We start from the raw sequence: 18,651 nt of genomic DNA on the forward strand, positions 1-18,651 counted from the left end.
TTAATCTTGCAACCCTATTCGATTTAAAGTATAATCGACCTCAAAATTAATAACTACAGGAGGAGTCTCGCTTGAATAAGCCAAAAATCTCGATTCGAGTGAAACTGATTCTATTATACTCGTTAACTATTCTAATTCCTGTTATTATTATCGCTTTTGTTATGCCAGCCTATTATGTGAAAATTATCACGACAGAAACCGAAAAGCTCACAAACGAAACCTTGGTCGGCCTGACCGGAAACATCCAAACTTATTTGGATGACTTGGAACGAGTAACGATCGCTCCATATACGAATAACGAAGTGATGTTCTCTCTCAAGCTAAAAGCCAGGGGCTTGTATAGTAAGGTTGATGATTATACGAAGTATAAAGCTGATTACACTTTGTATCATACCCTCCCAAGCTTGCTTGTCAATTTGCGTAAGGATATACTAGGCACACTACTGGTATCCACCGATGGTTCTGTTTACTATAATGATAGCAGCTCACAGCTCACTGAAACTCGCAACGATTATCCCTACACGGAGCAAGATTGGTATCATGAAGCAGTTGCAGCTAACGGAAGAGTAGCGTTTGTCAACGTCCATCCACAAGATTATTTAAAGCTAACGACTGTCCCTGAAGTATTTTCGGTAGCCCGGCTCATCAAAGATCCCGACTCCAAGCAGACCCTTGCCGTTATTATGGCTGATGCGGATACCATCATTTTAGATAAGATCGTAAGGCAATTTTCGTTTAATGTGAATTCAATTGTTACCATAACCGACAAGGATCATAGGCTGATCTACACGAATACTTCCTTACCTCAGGAGGTTTTGAATCAATTTCAGAAAAACCCGTCCGATATCGTATATAAACAGCATGATTATGTACCCGTATCGAGGGAAATACCAACCAGCTCTTGGAAAATTACCGTTTGGTTATATAAAGCTGATCTTGCTTCAAAGGTCCATTGGATGCATTTAACGGGAGCTGCTTTTGCAGCGGGTGGAGTTGTGCTTACCTTCTTCTTGTTTTTTGCTTATTCCAGAACTCTATTAACACCATTCAAAGAAATGATCAGTGTCATGCGCCAGGTTCAGCTTGGTAATATGAACAAACGGTTTTCCGTTCGAGGCCAAGATGAGATTGCACAGTTGGGGAATGTTCTCAACCGAATGATCAGTCAATTGGATGAATTAATTACAAACGAGTATCTGAACAAACTCAAACTAAGGAATGCTGAATTTCGTGCACTTCAGTCACAAATTCACCCACATTTCCTTTATAACACCTTAAATGCATTTGTTGGCTTAAACCGGAAAGGAGAGCATGCGCTTCTAGAACGTGCCATATTATCGTTAAGCGGAATGCTCCGTTACTTTTTAACCTCCCATGATACCTGCAGCTTAGAAGAGGAATTTTCCAGTATTCGGAAATACGGAGAACTTATGAGCATGCGCTTTAGTGACCGTTTAGAGATAATCATCACCTTAGATCCCGAATTGGCACCTATTCGTATTCCCAAGCTGCTGCTTCAGCCATTAGTGGAAAACGCTATCATCCACGGTGTTGAACCTTGTGAGGATCCTTGTAGGGTTGAGGTAAGTGCTGAAAGACTTCCCGATATCCATAACAAGGAAACCGTTGTCATCCGTATTGCAGATAATGGAGTAGGTTTCGACACATCTGTGCAAATTGATGATCAGCATATTGGTTTAAGCAATGTAAAAGAAAGATTGGCGCTCGCTTTTCCGGATAAGCATGAATTTCAACTGGATAGCAGCGTTGGACACGGTACTACCCTAACTATCACTATATCTCTAAATAATGAGGAGCAGGCAACATGAATATTGTGATTGCTGATGATGAACAATTGGCACGGGAAGCCTTGTCAATTAGCCTGTTGGACATATGCCCGGAGTTGCATATCCATGAAGCACGCAACGGCAAGGAGCTTATAGAAGTTGTTAAACGAATCAAGCCCGAGGCGGCTTTTGTTGACATCCGAATGCCTGGCAAAACCGGCTTGGAAGCTATCCAAGAAGCAGGCCCGTTAGTACCTGATACCCAGTGGATCATAGTGACAGGATTTGCCGACTTTCAATATGCTAAAGAGGCCATTCGACTAAAAGCTATTGATTATTTGCTTAAGCCGGTTGATATTCAGGATTTACGGGTACTAATGACAAAAATACAGCAAACTGCCTTGCTACAAATGAATGATAAGAATAAGCTATTTGAGTCGGACATGCTGTCCTTATTTCATGGTTTAATCCTTAATTGGGAAGAAAATGAAACGGAAAATAAACCATTCAGTCGGATTCGATGTCAGATCATTGTTATGGATAGCTGCTATTCTGAAGCGGAAAAATCAGCGGCAATCAAGCTGCTTTTCAGTACCATTTGGGCTGCGATACCCCGGTTTTTTCACAATGATTTGGAGCTGGCCACTTTAATATTACCCAGTGGAGATTGGGCTGTGGTGGGGAGATACACAACTTCACAAGGCGCAGAGCAATTGGAACAACTATTCTCTTCCCATTCCGAGCTTGTACAACAGGTTGAGGAGCCGGGGCTTGCATTTACATTGGTGATGTCTGATGAATGTGATTCTTATGCTAACCTGCTCAGTGAGGTCACAACGCTTCAAAAGCTTTCTTATCTCCGCTGTTCTATAGGTATCTCATCCAATTGGACTAAAGCGGATTTATTGGAAGTTGCGTCACAGCATGTGATTACTCAGCTATGCCGGACTATAATCAAAGCTGTAGAGGAATACCAAAGAGAACATTATGTAAGCTATATGGATACGATTGAGCAATTTATTAACAACTATTCATCACAGCGTGATTCGATCTCCATAGAAACCTCATTGGCCTTATCGCGTTTTGTAAATTGCTCCATCCATGCTCCTGTTCTGACTCCAACTAAAGAATTGGAATGGTTCCAATCACTTAAAAACCTTGGTGAAAATCTTCTGGACAAAAAATTAAGACAAGTAGATACCAAGCCTGATCTGGTGATCAGGACCATTGCTTATATAGAAAAGCACTATGCAGGAGATTTAACGTTAGGTCGTACTGCAGAAGAGTTTAGTGTTACACCCAATCATTTAAGCAGTCTATTTCATAAACGAACAGGCACCACCTTTATGCAATATGTTACTAAACTTAGGATGTTGAAAGCGAAGGAGCTGCTGTCTGATCCGACGGTTCAGGTACAGCAAGCTGCTGAGCAGGTTGGCTATTTCAGTACAAGACATTTTACAAAGCTGTTTAAAGAATTTGTTGGATGTTATCCGTCTGAATACAAGAAAAATTACAAAAAAGTAGAATCGGATAATCTCATCGGATAACCATTCACACCACCATGACCAAGCAGTTCGTATAACGGTAGTATCTGGGATATGTTGGTTAAGATGAAGATCAAAATAAAGCAGACTGCGGGTAACCCCCTCAGTCTGCTTTCATATACTGCTTCCATTTGGTATTCGTAAATCAGCTGTGTTCAGGATCCCTAAACTCAAAGGCATATACAGTATGAGGCCTTAAATCATAAGACCCCTCTGTTGTTTGCCAATCCCAGCCTTCTCGCTGGCAGATGATGTTCTCCTGATCATTCACCGTGTTGATCCAGTCTATATCGTCACCCGTTATGAACTTTACGGAGGCTGTGGTCTCTGTGTTGAGGCCGGTAATATCCAGCTTCAGGCTAACTGGATTTAGACTGCGATTGGTTACAAATATGGTTAACGTCGATCCGGATTTGTTACTACACGATACGACATCAAGAACAGGCAGATTGTTTAATGAAAGTTTACCTGATCCTCCAGTTACATGAAAGGTATCACATACCAGAGCATGATCGACTATACAGTGGATATCACTATTCGCGTACAGCTCCATGACATAATACGTCGGTGTACCGTACACACTCAAGGCTTTACCGCTCCAACCAGCTAACTTGCCTTTGGTTTGGTCCGCATAGTGATCACCCACACGAATGCAGCCTCCCAGCCAACCGTTAACCAAATCGGAGAAGTGTGCCATTTCCACGATATGGCTTTTTCTTATAAATTCGTTCAAATTCGCTGCATTGGCAACAGCGGCCTCCAGCGTGTGCTCGTTGGGCAAGCCCTTGCGGTTTGTATTCGGAAAATACATCGTATTGTACTCGGTAATGGTCAGCTTGACATGTCCGTACTCCGGGTGCCCTGTAAGTAGAGCTTCCGTTTCCTCAATAATAGACCTCGAAACCTCAGGAAAGCTGACCATTGCTGCGAAGCGTTCCTCCTTCGGGGTGCTTCGATCCATACCGAATCGACCCAATCCATGATAGATATGAATGGTCAGATAATCCATGTGAGCGCCAGCAATGTCCAGAACCGTTTGGTTCCACTTCAAATTGTCATCACCGTTGCCCATCAGAAGAATGCTAGGGTCGACCCCTTTCATGGCTTTGCAAAAATCGAGATAGCGATATCCGAACTCTTCTGCTGTGCAGGTTCCAACCTGCCAGGGTCCATACAGCTCATTTCCTATTTCCCAATATTTTACATTATATGGATTGAGATTCCCGTTCGCCGCACGCATGGCTCCCATAGGCGTATTTGCATCACCATTGCAGTATTCAACCCATTCGGCAGCTTCCTTTGGCGTGCCTGATCCTGCGTTCACACAGATCAGCGGCTCCACATTTAATTCGCGGCAAAACCGGATAAACTCATCCGTGCCAAAATATTTGGAAGTCCACCCACCCCATGCTTCATTAATCATATTAGGCCGATTATACATCGGTCCGACAGCATCCTTCCAATGGTATGCGCTAATATAATTACCAGCAATCCGCATCATCCCGGCATTCAACCGCTGGGTCAGCTCGACAACCTCAGGCTTGACATTGCCTACTGCATTCTCAGGAAGAATTGAAATGTGATCAAGCCACAGCATACCCGTGGATACATGATCCATCCATCGTTCGTGCTCCTGCGGGACGTATAGGCGGAACTCGGCCTGAGGGCAATCCGGTCCTGTGACCTGAAGCTGACATTCATACTCTAGCCAATTATGGCTGGTCAATTCGATGCGGTTTTCGCTTATTATATTCCCGGTCGTCTTGTCGACAATCTCAATTCGAACGTAATGGATATCCAGTGAGGCTCTCGCATACAGCTTTACATGATAGCTGATACCTCCTTTAAGGCTGACAGCCTGAGATAGGCCGGCATCACAATCATCGTCGCTTAGTATGCGGATGCGTTGACTGTGACCTGAATGCCCTGACGCTGCGGGCTCCAGCGTGTAAAGTGTATTTTTCCCGTTCGTAAATGGCTGCCAGCAGCCGGAAATTCCATTATTCATTAGAGCATGCTCTTCGAAATCCATATTTTTGAGCGGATAGGCCAACATGGCGTCCATATGATCTCGGATATCCTCCAAAAAATGAGCAAATATAAATGGATTTATCGAATGTGGTTGTACACTTTTACTGTTTACTTGTATAGTCGCTTGTCGTGACATCTTGATTTCATCCTTTCTCTTATCCTTTAACAGATCCGATCATGACCCCTTTAATGAAAAACCGCTGCACAAAAGGGTAAACGATCAGAACAGGCAAACTGGAAACAATAATAACGGCGTATTTCACACCTTCACCTAACATAATTCGCTCTCTTAGACCAAAGGAAGCATCTCCACCCATCATATCCGAAGCGTTCAAAATCAGAATATCGCGAATAATCAGCTGAAGCGGGTGCAAATCATGATTGCGCAAATAAATAAGTCCATTGAAAAAGGCATTCCAGTGCCCCACTCCATAAAATAAGGTAAGCACCGCAATAATAGGCATGGATAAAGGAATAATAATATAAAGCAAAAGCCTGAAATTGGAGCATCCGTCGATCCATGCTGATTCTTGAACCTCAATTGGAATCGTACTTTGAAAATAGGTTCGCATAATGATCATGTTATACGTGGCAATGGCATTCGGTATAACCATAGCCCACAACGTATTAACCATCCCCAAATTTTTAACAACGAGATAAGTCGGGATCAGTCCACCACTGAAAAACATCGTAAATACAAAGAAAAACATGATTAAATGGCGTCCTGGAAGATCTGCTCGCGACAACGGGTATGCGGCTAAGAGCGTTAAGGTTATGTTGATCGTTGTCCCAATCAGCGCATATTTAACTGAATTCATAAAGCCCTTCCAAATGTCCTGATTTTCCAGAACCTTTTTATAAGCATCCAATGTCAGTTCCTTTGGTAACAGCCACATCTCTCCGTTAAGTACCGATTCTGGATTACTGAAGGAGGCGCTTAACACAAAGATCAACGGGTACAACACACCAACCAGTACAATTGAAGCAATAACATATAAGAGGCCATCAAACAGAATATCGTTCAAGCTTCTTCTGCGGATCAGGTCCATTACGATTGTCCCCCTTGGTTCACCATAAACTTGTCTCGCTCTTTTTGCGGGCAACAGCGTTGACCACCACAAGCAGGGTAAAATTGATCAGGGAGTTGAACAATCCAATAGCTGCCGTGTAGCTAAACTCACCTTTCTGAATGCCTTCCTTAAATATAAATGTAGCGATCACTTCGCTGGAGCTTAAGTTCAAATCATGCTGCATCAATAGCACCTTTTCAAAACCGACATCCATGATATGCCCAATACTTAAAATAAACATAATCACGATGGTTGGCATGATTCCAGGAATTGAAATACTAAGTATGCGACGAAATCGGGATGCGCCATCAAGCATAGCAGCCTCGTAAAGCGATGGATCAATTCCTGCCAGTGCAGCGATAAAAATGATTGAATTCCATCCCATATTTTGCCAAATGCCAGACGTTACAAATAAGGTTTTGAACCATTCGGGAACGAGCAGAAACGATATTGGCTCCTTTCCTATCGCGACCAGCAGTTGATTAATCAACCCATAGGAAGGTGCAAGAAACACCTGCAGCATGCCGACAATAACGACTACAGAAATAAAATGGGGAATATACGTCACATTTTGCAGCCATTTTTTGAAGTCGACATGCTTGATTTCATTAACCAAAATTGCTAAGGCAATAGGAATCGGAAAACCCAACAGCAGGGTATACAAACTAATGGACACCGTGTTCCAAATTAAGCGCCAAAAATAATAAGAAGAAAAAAACCTTTCAAACTGCTTCAACCCCACCCATTCACTGCCCATGATGCCTTTGGCCGCAACGTAATCCTTGAACGCGATCTGTAATCCGTAGATGGGCACATATTGAAAGGTAATATACCAGGCTAGAGGTAAAAGCAGCATGAGGTACAAATCGTACCTGACAAGCATCCGTTTGAATAAAGAGTTTTTATTTTTCCAGACAGATGTGGGTTTTGACGCAGGAACTGAGGAGGGTGAAGAACCAGCCATACGCTCACATCCTTTGCAGAAAATTAAATGTGGGAAAGTCGGATACAAAGCCATTGCCTTGTACCCCTGAACCGTTATTATTTTTTATTGATCGCATCATAAGCCTGCTGGTACAGCTTCTCCAATTCATCAACCTTCAGCTTCTTGAGTGTAGCCAAATACTCATCCCACTTGTCAAAGCCCGTACTTCCCGTGATGAATTTAGCATTTGATTCTGCTACATATCGGTCCAAATCGCCCTTAAGCTTCTCAACGCTTTCACGTGTGGCATCCTCGAAGAGTGGCGGACCGAGGACAACCTTCGGAATAAAGGGTTTGAGCATGTTGGCGGCTTCCTGCACTTGCGGTGGATTAATACCTGACGAGTTCTTGTCATTGATCCACTGTGGTGCGCCTCCACCTGGATAAATCGTAAATTGACCAATGGCTACGGATGATCCGCGCTTGTCATTCAATATGTCATCCGTATACTCGACCGATCCATCCGTTTTTTTGACAAACGTTTGACCTTCCATTCCATAACGGAAAAAGATAGAACCTTCATCGCCATAAAAATGATCCACCCAACGCATCGTGGCTTCTGGATACTTGTTCACATTCGTAATAGCAAATACACCGTAGCTTCTAGCTATAGGAGAGATAGCCGATACAAGCTGGTCACCCTTGGGGCCTTTGAACGGAACCATTCCCGTGTAGCTGTTGGCTACACTTGAGAAAGGGCCTGTTTCCTGAATATAGAACATGCCTGTATTGCCAGAGTTAATTTTACTGATGTATTTGGCATAATTTTGTGTGAATATTTCGTTGTCCAACAGTTTTTCTTCGTACAGCTTGCGCAAAAATTGCAGCATCTGCTTATTCTCTTCATCGGCCAGCCAAATGTGCACCTTATCATTCTTCACATTGATGCTGTATGACATTTGACGCTCAAGGCCCCATGAGCCAGAAACGGCATTAATTAAATCCGCGATGGAGCTTGCAGCTAATGGTATTTCGTCGGGCTTGCCATTTCCATTAGGATCTTTATCTCGAAATGCTTTCAGCACTTCAATCAGTTCATCGCTGGTAGTCGGCGATTTCATATTCAGCTTTTGCAGCCATTCCTTGTTGATCCAAGGCTTTAAGCCAAGACGGGCTGATTCCAGCGTAACTATGTCAGATAAAGCATAAATATGGCCATCAGGAGCTGTAAGCGCCTTCTTTACTTCCGGATTTTGATCAAACAGTTTTTTGATGTTAGGTGCATACTTGTCAATCAAACCTTCCATTGGGATGAGTAGGCCCGCTTTTCCGTTTTTCAAAGCGTCCACTGTCGTTAAATCCGAGCGGATAAAGGCGTCGGGAAGCTCATTAGTTGCGATTAGCAGATTGCGTTTCTCTGCGAACCCTTGGTCGCCAGCATCCTCAAATTCAACCTTTACATTGGTCATTTTCTCGTACTCCTTCCACACGAGCATGTCCTTCCACGGGCCATTCTGAGCCGATCTGCGGCCGAACATCTTTAAGGTAATCGGTTCCTTGACGATTGGAAATCCAATGGCGTTGACTTGACCTGCTGCTCCCTTGTTCGCATCTTTCTTCCCGGAGGTATCAGCTGTGTTGTCGGAACAACCTATTACCGCCCCTCCCATTATAAAGACGGACATTAACGCGGCAGCTGCCTTTGCTTGATTTTTCAAATAAAACCCTCCCCTATATATGCTTGATGAAAACGCTTTAATATCTCAACTGATGTTTATTATAGGTTAAAAACCATTCAGGAAAACTACAAAATGATATACGAAAACTAATCGATTTTATAAAACTACACTACATTGACCTTCCCCATAGGCTCCAAACTCTACAAAAATGAACCTCCCGCTCAGAGAGGTTCTTCACAATTGACCTGTTATTTCTTCTTACGGGTTTCGAATGATTTGGCATACTCCATCGGAGTCATTCCTACGATATCCTTAAATACTTTAAAAAAATAATTGTAGCTCGAAAATCCTACCTTGCCATATATGTCTTTAATCCGCTCATCCCCATGTTCAATTAAGCCTTGGCTCATATGAATGCGGTGTTGATTCAAATAATCGGTAAAAGTCGTTTGCGTTTCTTCTTTAAATAACCTGCTTAAATATGAAGGTGTGATCCCTGCCTTCTCAGCAACCTCTTCAAGAGAAAGCGGATGTTTATAAAACTCATTCACATATTTGATCGCTTGCTGTACGTATTTGGAGTAGGTTCCTACATAACGGCTCTCCTGCAGGATGTCGGTCAAGTTAAAGTAGGCACCCTGAATCCAGCTCTGAATTTCCTCCAAATTGTTATATTGATTAAGCTGCTCCCGCGAGAGAAATTCGCCACCAAACAGACTTTTTTGCTCAATACCGGTTTTCCTAGCTACTTTATTCAGTATGCTGACTAATTCACTCACAATCATTTGAATGGAGCCTGGACTCGTTGAAGTTCTTTGTATTTGTTCGAAAATATCTTTTAAAATGCCAGCTGTTTGTTCTTTATCCGTTCTTTCAAGCGCGCTCAGCAGGTCTTTCTCCTGCGTAATATTGATCGTCATGAGCGATACACTTTTATTTGAATTTCGTGTAGAATCATAAGGTCGGCATCCATATATATCCATCAGGTTTTGTTCCATAGCAGCGCATGCTGAATGATAATACTTCCGGATATCGGAATGCTGAACACAGATGGGGCTATAGCCGAACGCTGCTTTCACATTCAAATACATATTAACCGTTTTCCCCAATCGCTCAATACTATCGTGCAGCTCGGAGATAGCCAGACTTTCACTGTGCTGTTGGCCTACACTTAGCAATAACAAAAACTTGCCTTGGTCAATATGGCTTCCAATTCCCAGACGCTCAGGCCCAAGCGCTTGCTGCGATAAATTGAGAATGGAGCGAATATATTGATGCTTGTCCGTATCCGAGTAGCCTTCGGTAATAACGGAAAAGTTAACAATTTGCATGATCACCACGAGGATTTGTTTACCGGTAGCTTTAAGGCTTTGGTATAGCGAATCCAGCCCTGCACTCCTTTCATTATCTCCAAGCACCCAGTCCTTGAGCTGGTTTTGCGCAAGTCGAATTCCATTCTGGCTCCACACCTGTGAAGCTGATGGTGGTTGATCATGTAAGCCTGACTCAATAGTACTTCGCGCTTTGTTCAAGAGCTCAATCAAATCCGCTGCCTGAATTCTGCTTTTCAACAAATAATCGATGGCCCCATGCTTCATCGTATCTCTGACATATTCGTATTTATCATAACTACTTAGTACAATAATTTGAATGTTCCTGTATTTATCATATACGTATTTGGTCAGCTCAACTCCGTCCATCATCGGCATGTGGATATCTAGAATGAGTATCTGCGGCTTCAATGCTTCAATTAAACGCAGAGCCGCGGCTCCATTATTGGCTTCTCCACATAGGGTGAAACCTTGATTTTCCCAATCAAATAACGATCTTAAATGATTACGCACAAGCATCTCGTCATCCACTAGCAGTACTTTGATTAACACCAGCCTCTCCCCTCCCGATGTGTGGCATACAGATTTGAACCTTGGTGTAGAGCTGAGGCTCACTCTCTACTTTCAACCCGTAAGCACTACCAAAATATAACTGCAGCCGCTCATGTACGTTGCTGATTCCAATTCCGCTAAATGAGGTAGTGCGCTCCCCTCCTTGGGCACGCAGCAGCTGTTGTATTTGCTCCTCTGTCATCCCGACTCCGTTATCCGTTACTTCAATTATGACCAGATCGCCCTCACGGTACATTTTGATTACAATGATACCATTGTAAGGAAGTGATTGGACACCATGAAAAATGGCATTTTCTACGATGGGCTGAAGCACCATTTTAATTGTCATACAATCCATCAGCTCGGGATCGGTTTGATAGATGACCTGAAATCGATCCATATATTTGTAGGACTGAATGGTTATATAGCTTTTGACGTAGTCCAATTCTTCTCCAAGCGTGACAAATGGATGTGAATTCCCGACGATTCCCCTTAAGAGATCGATTAAAGAGCCTGTAATCTCTTCGATGTTACGCGAATTTTGAAGCTGAGCCATATATCGAATGGTGTTTAGCGTATTATATAAAAAGTGAGGACTGATTTGAGCCTGCAGCGCCGTAAATTCCAACTCCCGTTTCTGGCGCTCCTTAATAGAAATGTCGTCAAGCAAATACTTTAAACGCTCGATCATACTGTTAAATACGACGCTTAGCTGACCTACCTCGTCCTGAGTTTGAATGGAGGTTACACTATTCAGTTTGCCATCCCGAACCGTACGCATCGCATTACGGAGCTTATTCAAATTTTTGGTAATTTGTGCGGCAAGCACGTTGGACAACAGGATTACAATAAGAAATACGATGGCGGAAACCTCGACGATTTGTGTCCGAAGCCTTAAGGAATCCTTCAACAATGAAGTATTTTTTATCATTCCTATGGTCAACCAGCCGGTAAAATCGGATTTGTAATTGACGACTAGATAGGAATTGCCCTCATAATCAACCTCACTCATCGTTTCCTTGCCAGCATCGGCGGACAATACCTGCTCGAAGTTCGTTTCGGAAATATTGTTGGCCATCAATTCGGAGTTCGATTTGTATACGAAATCGCCGTTATCCTCAATGACATATACATAGCTGTCGTCCAGCGGCTTAATATGATAAACCTGCTTCACGATATCGTAATTGATTTCAATAATGGATGCACCAATCGTTTTACCGGAATATCGGATAGCTCGACCAACAATAACGGCATCGTTATCGCCTCCTTTGGTTCGCTGCATAAAGACACGCTGCGAGCTGGAATCGATGATCTGCTGGACTAACCCTCGAGATTCGGCAACGAATTGATCCGTCAAAGGTGCTCCCGCCCTATAAAACTTGCCGTTCAAGCCAATAACGGAAATACGATTGATATACGATTTATATGTAATAAATGAAGCAAGAAAATCCTCCACCTGTTTATTTTCCAGAAACCATTCATAAGATATCGGATAATGTTCACTCATGAGCGGATCAATGACATTAGCTCTGCTGGATACAATAACCGTATTAATATTGTCCATATCGATCAGCATTAATTTCAAGCTTTCATCGGCATGCCGGATGATATCTGTTATGTAAATAATTGCATTTTTTTTGATGGTATTGAAGGAATGGTAGTAGATAATGCTGGTCACTGCAGCAAGGGACAATAATGCGACAAGACTAAAAGCAATGAAAATTTTGGAGCGGATGCTTCTGAGCGGAGATAGATGCCAGCCTGCTCTTTTCATCTTATGAGCACCTGCCTTTCCGGATGTGTCCGCTTACATTCTCTTAAAGTGAACTCATTATGACACAATATTCAGTAAAATGGTATGGTCTCTTCTTTACTTGTTATAAGGTAAAAAAGATTGTTCCGCTTAAAGGGAACAACCTTTTAATCCTTCTGACTCCTAAGCGTGCCAGATCCGTGGCATGGGCAGCGGTTCTTTTCCAAGCTCTGCCCATATATATTTCAAGAGCAGCTCTGTCTTCAATTCGAGGAAATTGCTGTCGTCCCACAGGTTATTAAGTTCTCCAGGGTCTTCTTGCAGATCAAAGATTTCGCCATAGGTCTGATTATAGTAAACCGTAATTTTGTATCGTTGATCTACGTACGTTTTTTGATGAATCGTTGTCGGCTCATGGCGGAATTCACAGATGGCGTGATCCCGCGCCTGCTCGGTCTTGCCGCACCATACTTCGCTTTGATCCACACCAGTCATACTGTGGGGGATTGTGATTCTTGCCATACTTAAAAATGTCGGAGCGAGATCAACAAGCGATTGAATCGCTGGAGATACAACGCCTGTCGGTACATGGTCTGGATAGCGGACGATAAAAGGAATTTTGATGAGATCCTCATAGTGAAAGCCACCCTTGTATTGCAATCCATGCTGCCCGAAGAAGTGACCATGGTCTGTAGTAAACACCACAATGGTGTTATCCGTTAGCCCCAGCTCATCAAGCTTATCCAAGATGCGTCCGATGTATTTGTCCATACAACTGATCATACCGTAATAAGTCGCTACAAGCTTTTTACGTTCACTCTCGGAGAGTCGATTATGGGAATGATAGCCATGGATACCATAGCCGGTTTCCTGTAAATGTGAGAAGTCCGGATTCGGCTCCTGCGTCAATCCAAAATGCGGCGGGTTGCGATCATGCTCGCCAGGTGTCACGGTTGGAATGGTTAGCTGTTCTGGGTCGTACATCGTATCCCATGGCTCCGGTACGAGATAGTCAGGATGTGGATCAAAAAAGCTAGCCCACAGAAAAAAGCTGTCCCCATCCCGGCTATAATCCTCCAGTAGCTGATTGGTTCGTTCGGCTATCCAAGTGTTGTAATGAAATTGCTCAGGAATTGGCCATTTATGCAGTACGGACGGGTCCATCGTTCCGGTCGGTGAGAGGAAATAATCGCGCCAATTGCTGCAGCCCTTTTGCTCCATCCAGATTGCATAATGCTGCCCCACATGCGCTTCATTCGTATGATTGCGCGCCAGCTCCACGTGATCAAAGCCGTAAAAAGGTCCATTGAAGCTTTTCCAATGCTCCAGATCCTGTAAAATAGGGTACGACTCCACGGAAGGATATGCCTCCGTACTTTTTAGCGGTTGAAAATGAGCTTTCCCAATGAGCCCCGTTCGGTAACCGGCCTGTTTAAAATCTTCTCCAACGGTATGCCTGTCCTCCAAAAGCTTCGTTCCCAGCGTCCAAGCTCCGTGTTGGCTCGGATACATTCCTGTAACAATGGATGCCCTTGTCGGTGTACACGTAGGATTCGGGCAATACGCCTTGGAAAAGGTTGTTCCCTCTCTAACTAATCTGTCCAGGTTGGGGGTGGAAATCTCAGGGTTAAAAGCGCCTATCGTATTCCAATGCTGTTGATCACTTGTAATTAGCAAAATGTTGGGCTTACTCACTGAACATTCCTCCTCAAATAAATCGATTTAAGATGAACTAAAACCTCGTGACAGCTAAGAGAAGCTGCGAAAGCAGACCCTTCTTCCAATCACTGTTGCAGCCAGATTCTTTCTATTCTCATCCTATAGGGGCAAGAATCCGTCTGCAAAGGCGAACACTTCGTTTCTCCAGAAAGGTCCACTTTCTCCGCTAGGGCTGTATGTTTCTTTTGTTCATCTTATTATTATTCCTTATTGGATAGTATAAATTGCTTTCCATTTTGTTGAAATGCAAATATGTTGGACTTGTCAATTTGTTGTCTTCGATTTATTCTAAAGACAGGACATATACGTAGGGAGCTGACAAAGGACATGCAGGAGTATGCCCATGAATTTGCCGAACATTGGTACTCCCTTCCCACACCTATGCAGGCGGCAGGTGGAAGCTGGATTGTCCGGGCCGGACATAACAAAGCGAAGCCGCATTATGGTGTCGGACCGAAAAGCATTCAGCAATACGGATTTCATTTCATTAAGTCCGGGATGGTTCAGGTGACCTGTGGAGGCATAACTGTAGAGCTTGGGGAGAGTGATGCCTTTTGCTTATTTCCTGGGAAATCCTATGTCTATCAAGCGATACCGGACTCTGCAAAAGAACTGCAAATGGTTTGGATCGCACTGGATGGCCCACAGGTCTCCTTATTACTACTGGAATTGGGTTTAAAGGATGCATCGTTTCATCTTAAGCGTGCGCTGGACCATCGAGTGTGGGCGACAATCAGACAGTTCATCCTGTATTTTCAGAAAGGCAAGACCGATCCTATGCGCGAGCAAAGTCTCTTGTACGAGCTGCTGTGGAAAATCAAGCAAAACACCGACATCCAGCGAGCCTCGCCAAAGCGCCATTGGGTTGCAGAGGTCAAACAATATTTGGAGCTGCATTGTACTGAAAATATTAAGATTGACCATATTGCGCGGCATGTAGGTGTGCATCGGTCACATTTGTATACGGCTTTTATGAAGGAGTTTGATTGTTCCCCTATGCAGTATTTACAAAGGCTGCGCTTGGAAAAAGGTGCCCAACTTCTCAAACATACTGGTCTTTCAGTGACAGAGGCTGCCCTGTCCCTTGGATATCCTGATTTGTTCTCCTTCACCCGTGCTTTTACAAAGATGTATGGGATATCTCCCAAGGGTTACCGGGGATAAATAGAAATGATCTTAGATGCACGTAAAAAAACAGGCTCTCTCTCGAATAGTTCGAGCTGAGAGCCTGCTTGAGTCCATTTATCGATATGCTATTCCCAATCCTGATCTACCTTTTCGAGTAAACCTTTTAATGCACGGATAGCAGTTATGACGCGTTCTGAATCACTTGCTTCGGGCAAATAAGGCTTTAAATGAGGCTCAACCGATAGGAAACCATCATACTGGCGTTCCTTTAATTTTACGAGCAATTCCTCAAGTTGACCTTCACCGACTCCCGCCGGTACGAATTGACGCGGCTCCTGTACAGCATCCTTGATATGAACATAGTCCGTATAGGGAGAAATCTTGGGATAAGCATCCCGCATCGGCTGAACATTGTTCATGACGTAATTTCCGGGGTCAAATGCGGCACGCATGTGCTTGGAATCGCAATGAGCAAGAATGTCCAGGCAGCAGTCGTCGGTCGAACCGTACAAATTGCTATCATTCTCCAGGATCAGAATCACGCCGCTACGGCTGGCGGCCTCTGTCAGCTGCTTTAGCCTGTGCAAGACTTCGTCACGATATGCCTCAACGCTCCCGCCTTCCGGCAGCCGATATGAAAAAATACGAATATACGGAGTTTCAAAAAATTGTGCCGCATATGTAGCCTTATCAAGAGCCTCAAGCTGTGGTTCAAAAGGGTCCGTTATTAAATATTTACCGATTGGTGAAGCAATCGACGAAATACGGAAACCACGCTTTTGTAAAACAGCTTGAATTTGATTTAGCTCATCCTCATTCAGCTCAAGCACATTTTTGCCCCATACTCCGCGCAATTCCAAATATTTCATACCTTCCTGCTCAAGAACATCCAACTGTTCATCTAAATCGGAGCTTATTTCATCTGCAAAACAAGTAAGCTTTACTTTACTCACAGAAGCGTCCCCTCTCCAATACCTTAATGGCTTCCAAAAGATTTGGTCATATCTTCATCAGGTGCTAGACTTACAGCCACTTTTTTAACGAATCTTGAACTGGCAATCAATTCCTTGAGCTTGGCTTCAAAGGCATCGGCATCAATGGGAACTTGAACCGTTTGTTTTTGGAACGAAGAAAGCATAATACCGTTCGCTAATGTTAATGCACCTATGCCCTCAACACCGTGAGCGATAAGCTCTCCGGTACCGTTAAGCAGCCGTTCGACAAATTTGGTTGTCACCACTTGATGTCCGGAAGGCTCGTTGATATCAACCTCAATCTCTATGCGCTCAACTTCCATTTTGCTGAACTTTTGTTCCGTTTCATTGGAATATTTCAGCATGGACATTGGATTCTTGTAAAGAACGAGCTTGCCTTCCTCCAGTACGAGCTTACCGTTCTCGCCAATAATTTCCATTCTGTTCGTTCCCGGCAGCTCAGCTGTAGTCACAATCAAATGTCCGATCATGCCATTTTGATGTTCAAAATAAGCCGTTACCTCATCTTCTACTTCGATATCATGATATTTGCCGATATGCGCATGTCCGGTAATACTAGCAGGTACCCCGAACAACCATTGATACACATCAAGCGTATGCGGACACTGGTTCGTCAAAATACCACCGCCTTCGCCTGCCCAGGTTGCACGCCAATCTCCACTGTTGTAATATGCCTGCGAACGGAACCATGCCGTATGTATCCAGGTTGCACGCGTTAGCTTACCGAGTTGGCCGCTTTCTACAATGCTTTTCACTTTACGGTAAAAAGGCAGGGTGCGCTCTTGAAACATGATTGCGAATTCCAAATTCGGATGCTGCTTTTTGGCGTTTTCGTAAGCATCGACCATACGCTTGGCATCATTAAGATGAACAGCGATCGGTTTTTCGCACATGACATGAACTCCGCGTGCAAAAGCATCCAAGGCAACGGTCGGGTGGTCATAATGCGGTACTGCAATAATGACGGCATCCAACCCCGATTGCTCCAGCAAATCTTTGTAATTGTAATAAGCTTTCGTATTCAGATCCTTAGCATATGAGTCCGCTTTCTCCTGAATAAGATCGCAAACACCTGCTATGTGAACATTGCTCATCTCCTTCAATATTTTGGCATGCGTGGAACCGATGTTACCAAGCCCTACTAATCCTATACTTATTTTCCGTTCGCTCATATCATCCATCTCCTCATTTATCTGTGATATTAGATTCTTCCTAATTGTAAAGGGTAGCAAATGCAACTTCCTCGTAATTTTTGATGAAAAAGTAGGATTTATTGACTTAACTCATGATGCATTTGCGTTGTCCACTATTACACGTCCACTAATTTCCCTTCATAATTATAATTTCTGAATAACGGATTGATACCATGGAGCATCAGCCCCTGCCCCCAATTTACATGTGTATCCTTTGTCGGCAGATCCTCGGGATCACGAACCTGAACAAGTACATTTCTGCGAGTTCGGTCACTTCGATTAATCGGCGATCCATGTATCGTTAAATAATTGAAAAATAATACATCACCCGCTTCAGCTAAACAGGGAATTCCGCTTTCAATCGGATATTCCTTATGGTTCAGATAGTAGCTTCCTACGTGCGGCAATGGGCCTTGTTTATGGGAGCCGGGTATCACATATACACAACCGTTTTCTACATTGGTTTCATCCAGATGGATGCTGGCCAGCATCATGCTGTGCTTGGTGTGCGGAAAATACGGATAGTCCTGATGCATAGGGAAGGCAGCACCCTTTTCGGGTGGTTTGACCATCATTTTGGTATGATGCAGTTGGACATTATCACCGATCAGCTTGGCGAATATACCGACCAGCTTCAATTGTGTGATCATTTGAGTAAATTGGGCATCATGGTACTGCACATCATGAAAGCCTTTAAGCACAAGCTTCTTTAATTGTTCCGGCGGCAGGTAATCTCCTCGCCAAGCGTGACTCCTGTCAAATTTGGAGGCGGCCGCACGCTTCAGGAAGGCTTCCACAGATTCCTGAAACCTTTCAACTTCTTCAGTGTTATATACACCCTTTACCAGTAAGTAACCATTGTCATGATAAAACTGCACTTGGTCCGCAGTAATCAAGGTTAACTCCTCTTTTCCATGATCATTTGGTATATCCGCTTCGAG

Annotated in this window: 13 protein-coding genes; 3 read left to right on the plus strand and 10 right to left on the minus strand. The window is 43.6% G+C overall.

What is annotated here, in order from left to right; genetic code table 11:
- The first annotated feature begins 71 nt into the window (after window positions 1–71).
- Window positions 72–1,829, plus strand: coding sequence for a sensor histidine kinase (locus BM210_RS06740; protein ID WP_091165902.1), 1,758 nt, complete (start codon window positions 72–74; stop codon window positions 1,827–1,829).
- Complete coding sequence (locus tag BM210_RS06745) at window positions 1,826–3,337, plus strand: helix-turn-helix domain-containing protein (RefSeq protein ID WP_091165904.1); 1,512 nt, start codon at window positions 1,826–1,828, stop codon at window positions 3,335–3,337. The genes BM210_RS06740 and BM210_RS06745 overlap by 4 nt, the downstream gene beginning before the upstream one ends.
- 142 nt (window positions 3,338–3,479) lie before the next feature.
- Here BM210_RS06745 and BM210_RS06750 read toward each other — a convergent pair whose 3' ends face one another.
- The 7 genes from BM210_RS06750 to BM210_RS06780 all read right to left on the minus strand — a co-directional run bounded on the left by BM210_RS06750 (window position 3,480) and on the right by BM210_RS06780 (window position 14,370).
- Window positions 3,480–5,501, minus strand: coding sequence for an alpha-L-arabinofuranosidase C-terminal domain-containing protein (locus BM210_RS06750; protein ID WP_091165906.1), 2,022 nt, complete (start codon window positions 5,499–5,501; stop codon window positions 3,480–3,482).
- Window positions 5,502–5,520: 19 nt separating this feature from the next.
- Entirely contained in the window at window positions 5,521–6,414 is an 894-nt protein-coding gene (locus BM210_RS06755; RefSeq protein ID WP_091165908.1) for a carbohydrate ABC transporter permease, read from the minus strand.
- 19 nt (window positions 6,415–6,433) lie between these two features.
- On the minus strand, window positions 6,434–7,399 hold the full coding sequence (locus tag BM210_RS06760; protein WP_091166171.1) for an ABC transporter permease: 966 nt from the start codon (window positions 7,397–7,399) through the stop codon (window positions 6,434–6,436).
- A 77-nt stretch (window positions 7,400–7,476) separates the two neighbouring features.
- Window positions 7,477–9,078, minus strand: a complete 1,602-nt coding sequence (locus tag BM210_RS06765; RefSeq protein WP_256223279.1) for an extracellular solute-binding protein — start codon at window positions 9,076–9,078, stop codon at window positions 7,477–7,479.
- A 209-nt stretch (window positions 9,079–9,287) separates the two neighbouring features.
- Window positions 9,288–10,922 carry a response regulator transcription factor gene (locus tag BM210_RS06770; protein WP_091165909.1) on the minus strand — a complete coding sequence of 545 codons (1,635 nt, stop codon included), beginning with the start codon at window positions 10,920–10,922 and terminating at the stop codon, window positions 9,288–9,290.
- Complete coding sequence (locus tag BM210_RS06775) at window positions 10,894–12,696, minus strand: sensor histidine kinase (protein WP_091165912.1); 1,803 nt, start codon at window positions 12,694–12,696, stop codon at window positions 10,894–10,896. Before BM210_RS06775 ends, BM210_RS06770 begins: the two co-directional genes overlap by 29 nt.
- A 162-nt stretch (window positions 12,697–12,858) precedes the next feature.
- Window positions 12,859–14,370, minus strand: a complete 1,512-nt coding sequence (locus BM210_RS06780) for a sulfatase family protein (RefSeq protein ID WP_091165914.1) — start codon at window positions 14,368–14,370, stop codon at window positions 12,859–12,861.
- A 351-nt stretch (window positions 14,371–14,721) separates the two neighbouring features.
- Between BM210_RS06780 and BM210_RS06785 the strand changes: the two genes are divergently transcribed.
- Complete coding sequence (locus BM210_RS06785; protein WP_177237668.1) at window positions 14,722–15,558, plus strand: AraC family transcriptional regulator; 837 nt, start codon at window positions 14,722–14,724, stop codon at window positions 15,556–15,558.
- Window positions 15,559–15,647: 89 nt separating this feature from the next.
- On the opposite strand, the gene BM210_RS06790 is transcribed toward BM210_RS06785, so the two are convergent.
- The 3 genes from BM210_RS06790 to BM210_RS06800 all read right to left on the minus strand — a co-directional run bounded on the left by BM210_RS06790 (window position 15,648) and on the right by BM210_RS06800 (window position 18,606).
- Window positions 15,648–16,475, minus strand: a complete 828-nt coding sequence (locus BM210_RS06790; RefSeq protein ID WP_091165918.1) for a sugar phosphate isomerase/epimerase family protein — start codon at window positions 16,473–16,475, stop codon at window positions 15,648–15,650.
- 23 nt (window positions 16,476–16,498) lie between these two features.
- On the minus strand, window positions 16,499–17,689 hold the full coding sequence (locus BM210_RS06795) for a Gfo/Idh/MocA family protein (protein ID WP_177237669.1): 1,191 nt from the start codon (window positions 17,687–17,689) through the stop codon (window positions 16,499–16,501).
- A gap of 137 nt (window positions 17,690–17,826) precedes the next feature.
- On the minus strand, window positions 17,827–18,606 hold the full coding sequence (locus tag BM210_RS06800) for a phytanoyl-CoA dioxygenase family protein (RefSeq protein ID WP_256223289.1): 780 nt from the start codon (window positions 18,604–18,606) through the stop codon (window positions 17,827–17,829).
- Window positions 18,607–18,651 lie beyond the last annotated feature (45 nt).

The sequence above is a fragment of the Paenibacillus sp. 1_12 genome (assembly GCF_900114475.1).
Classification (GTDB): Bacteria; Bacillota; Bacilli; order Paenibacillales; family NBRC-103111; genus Paenibacillus_S.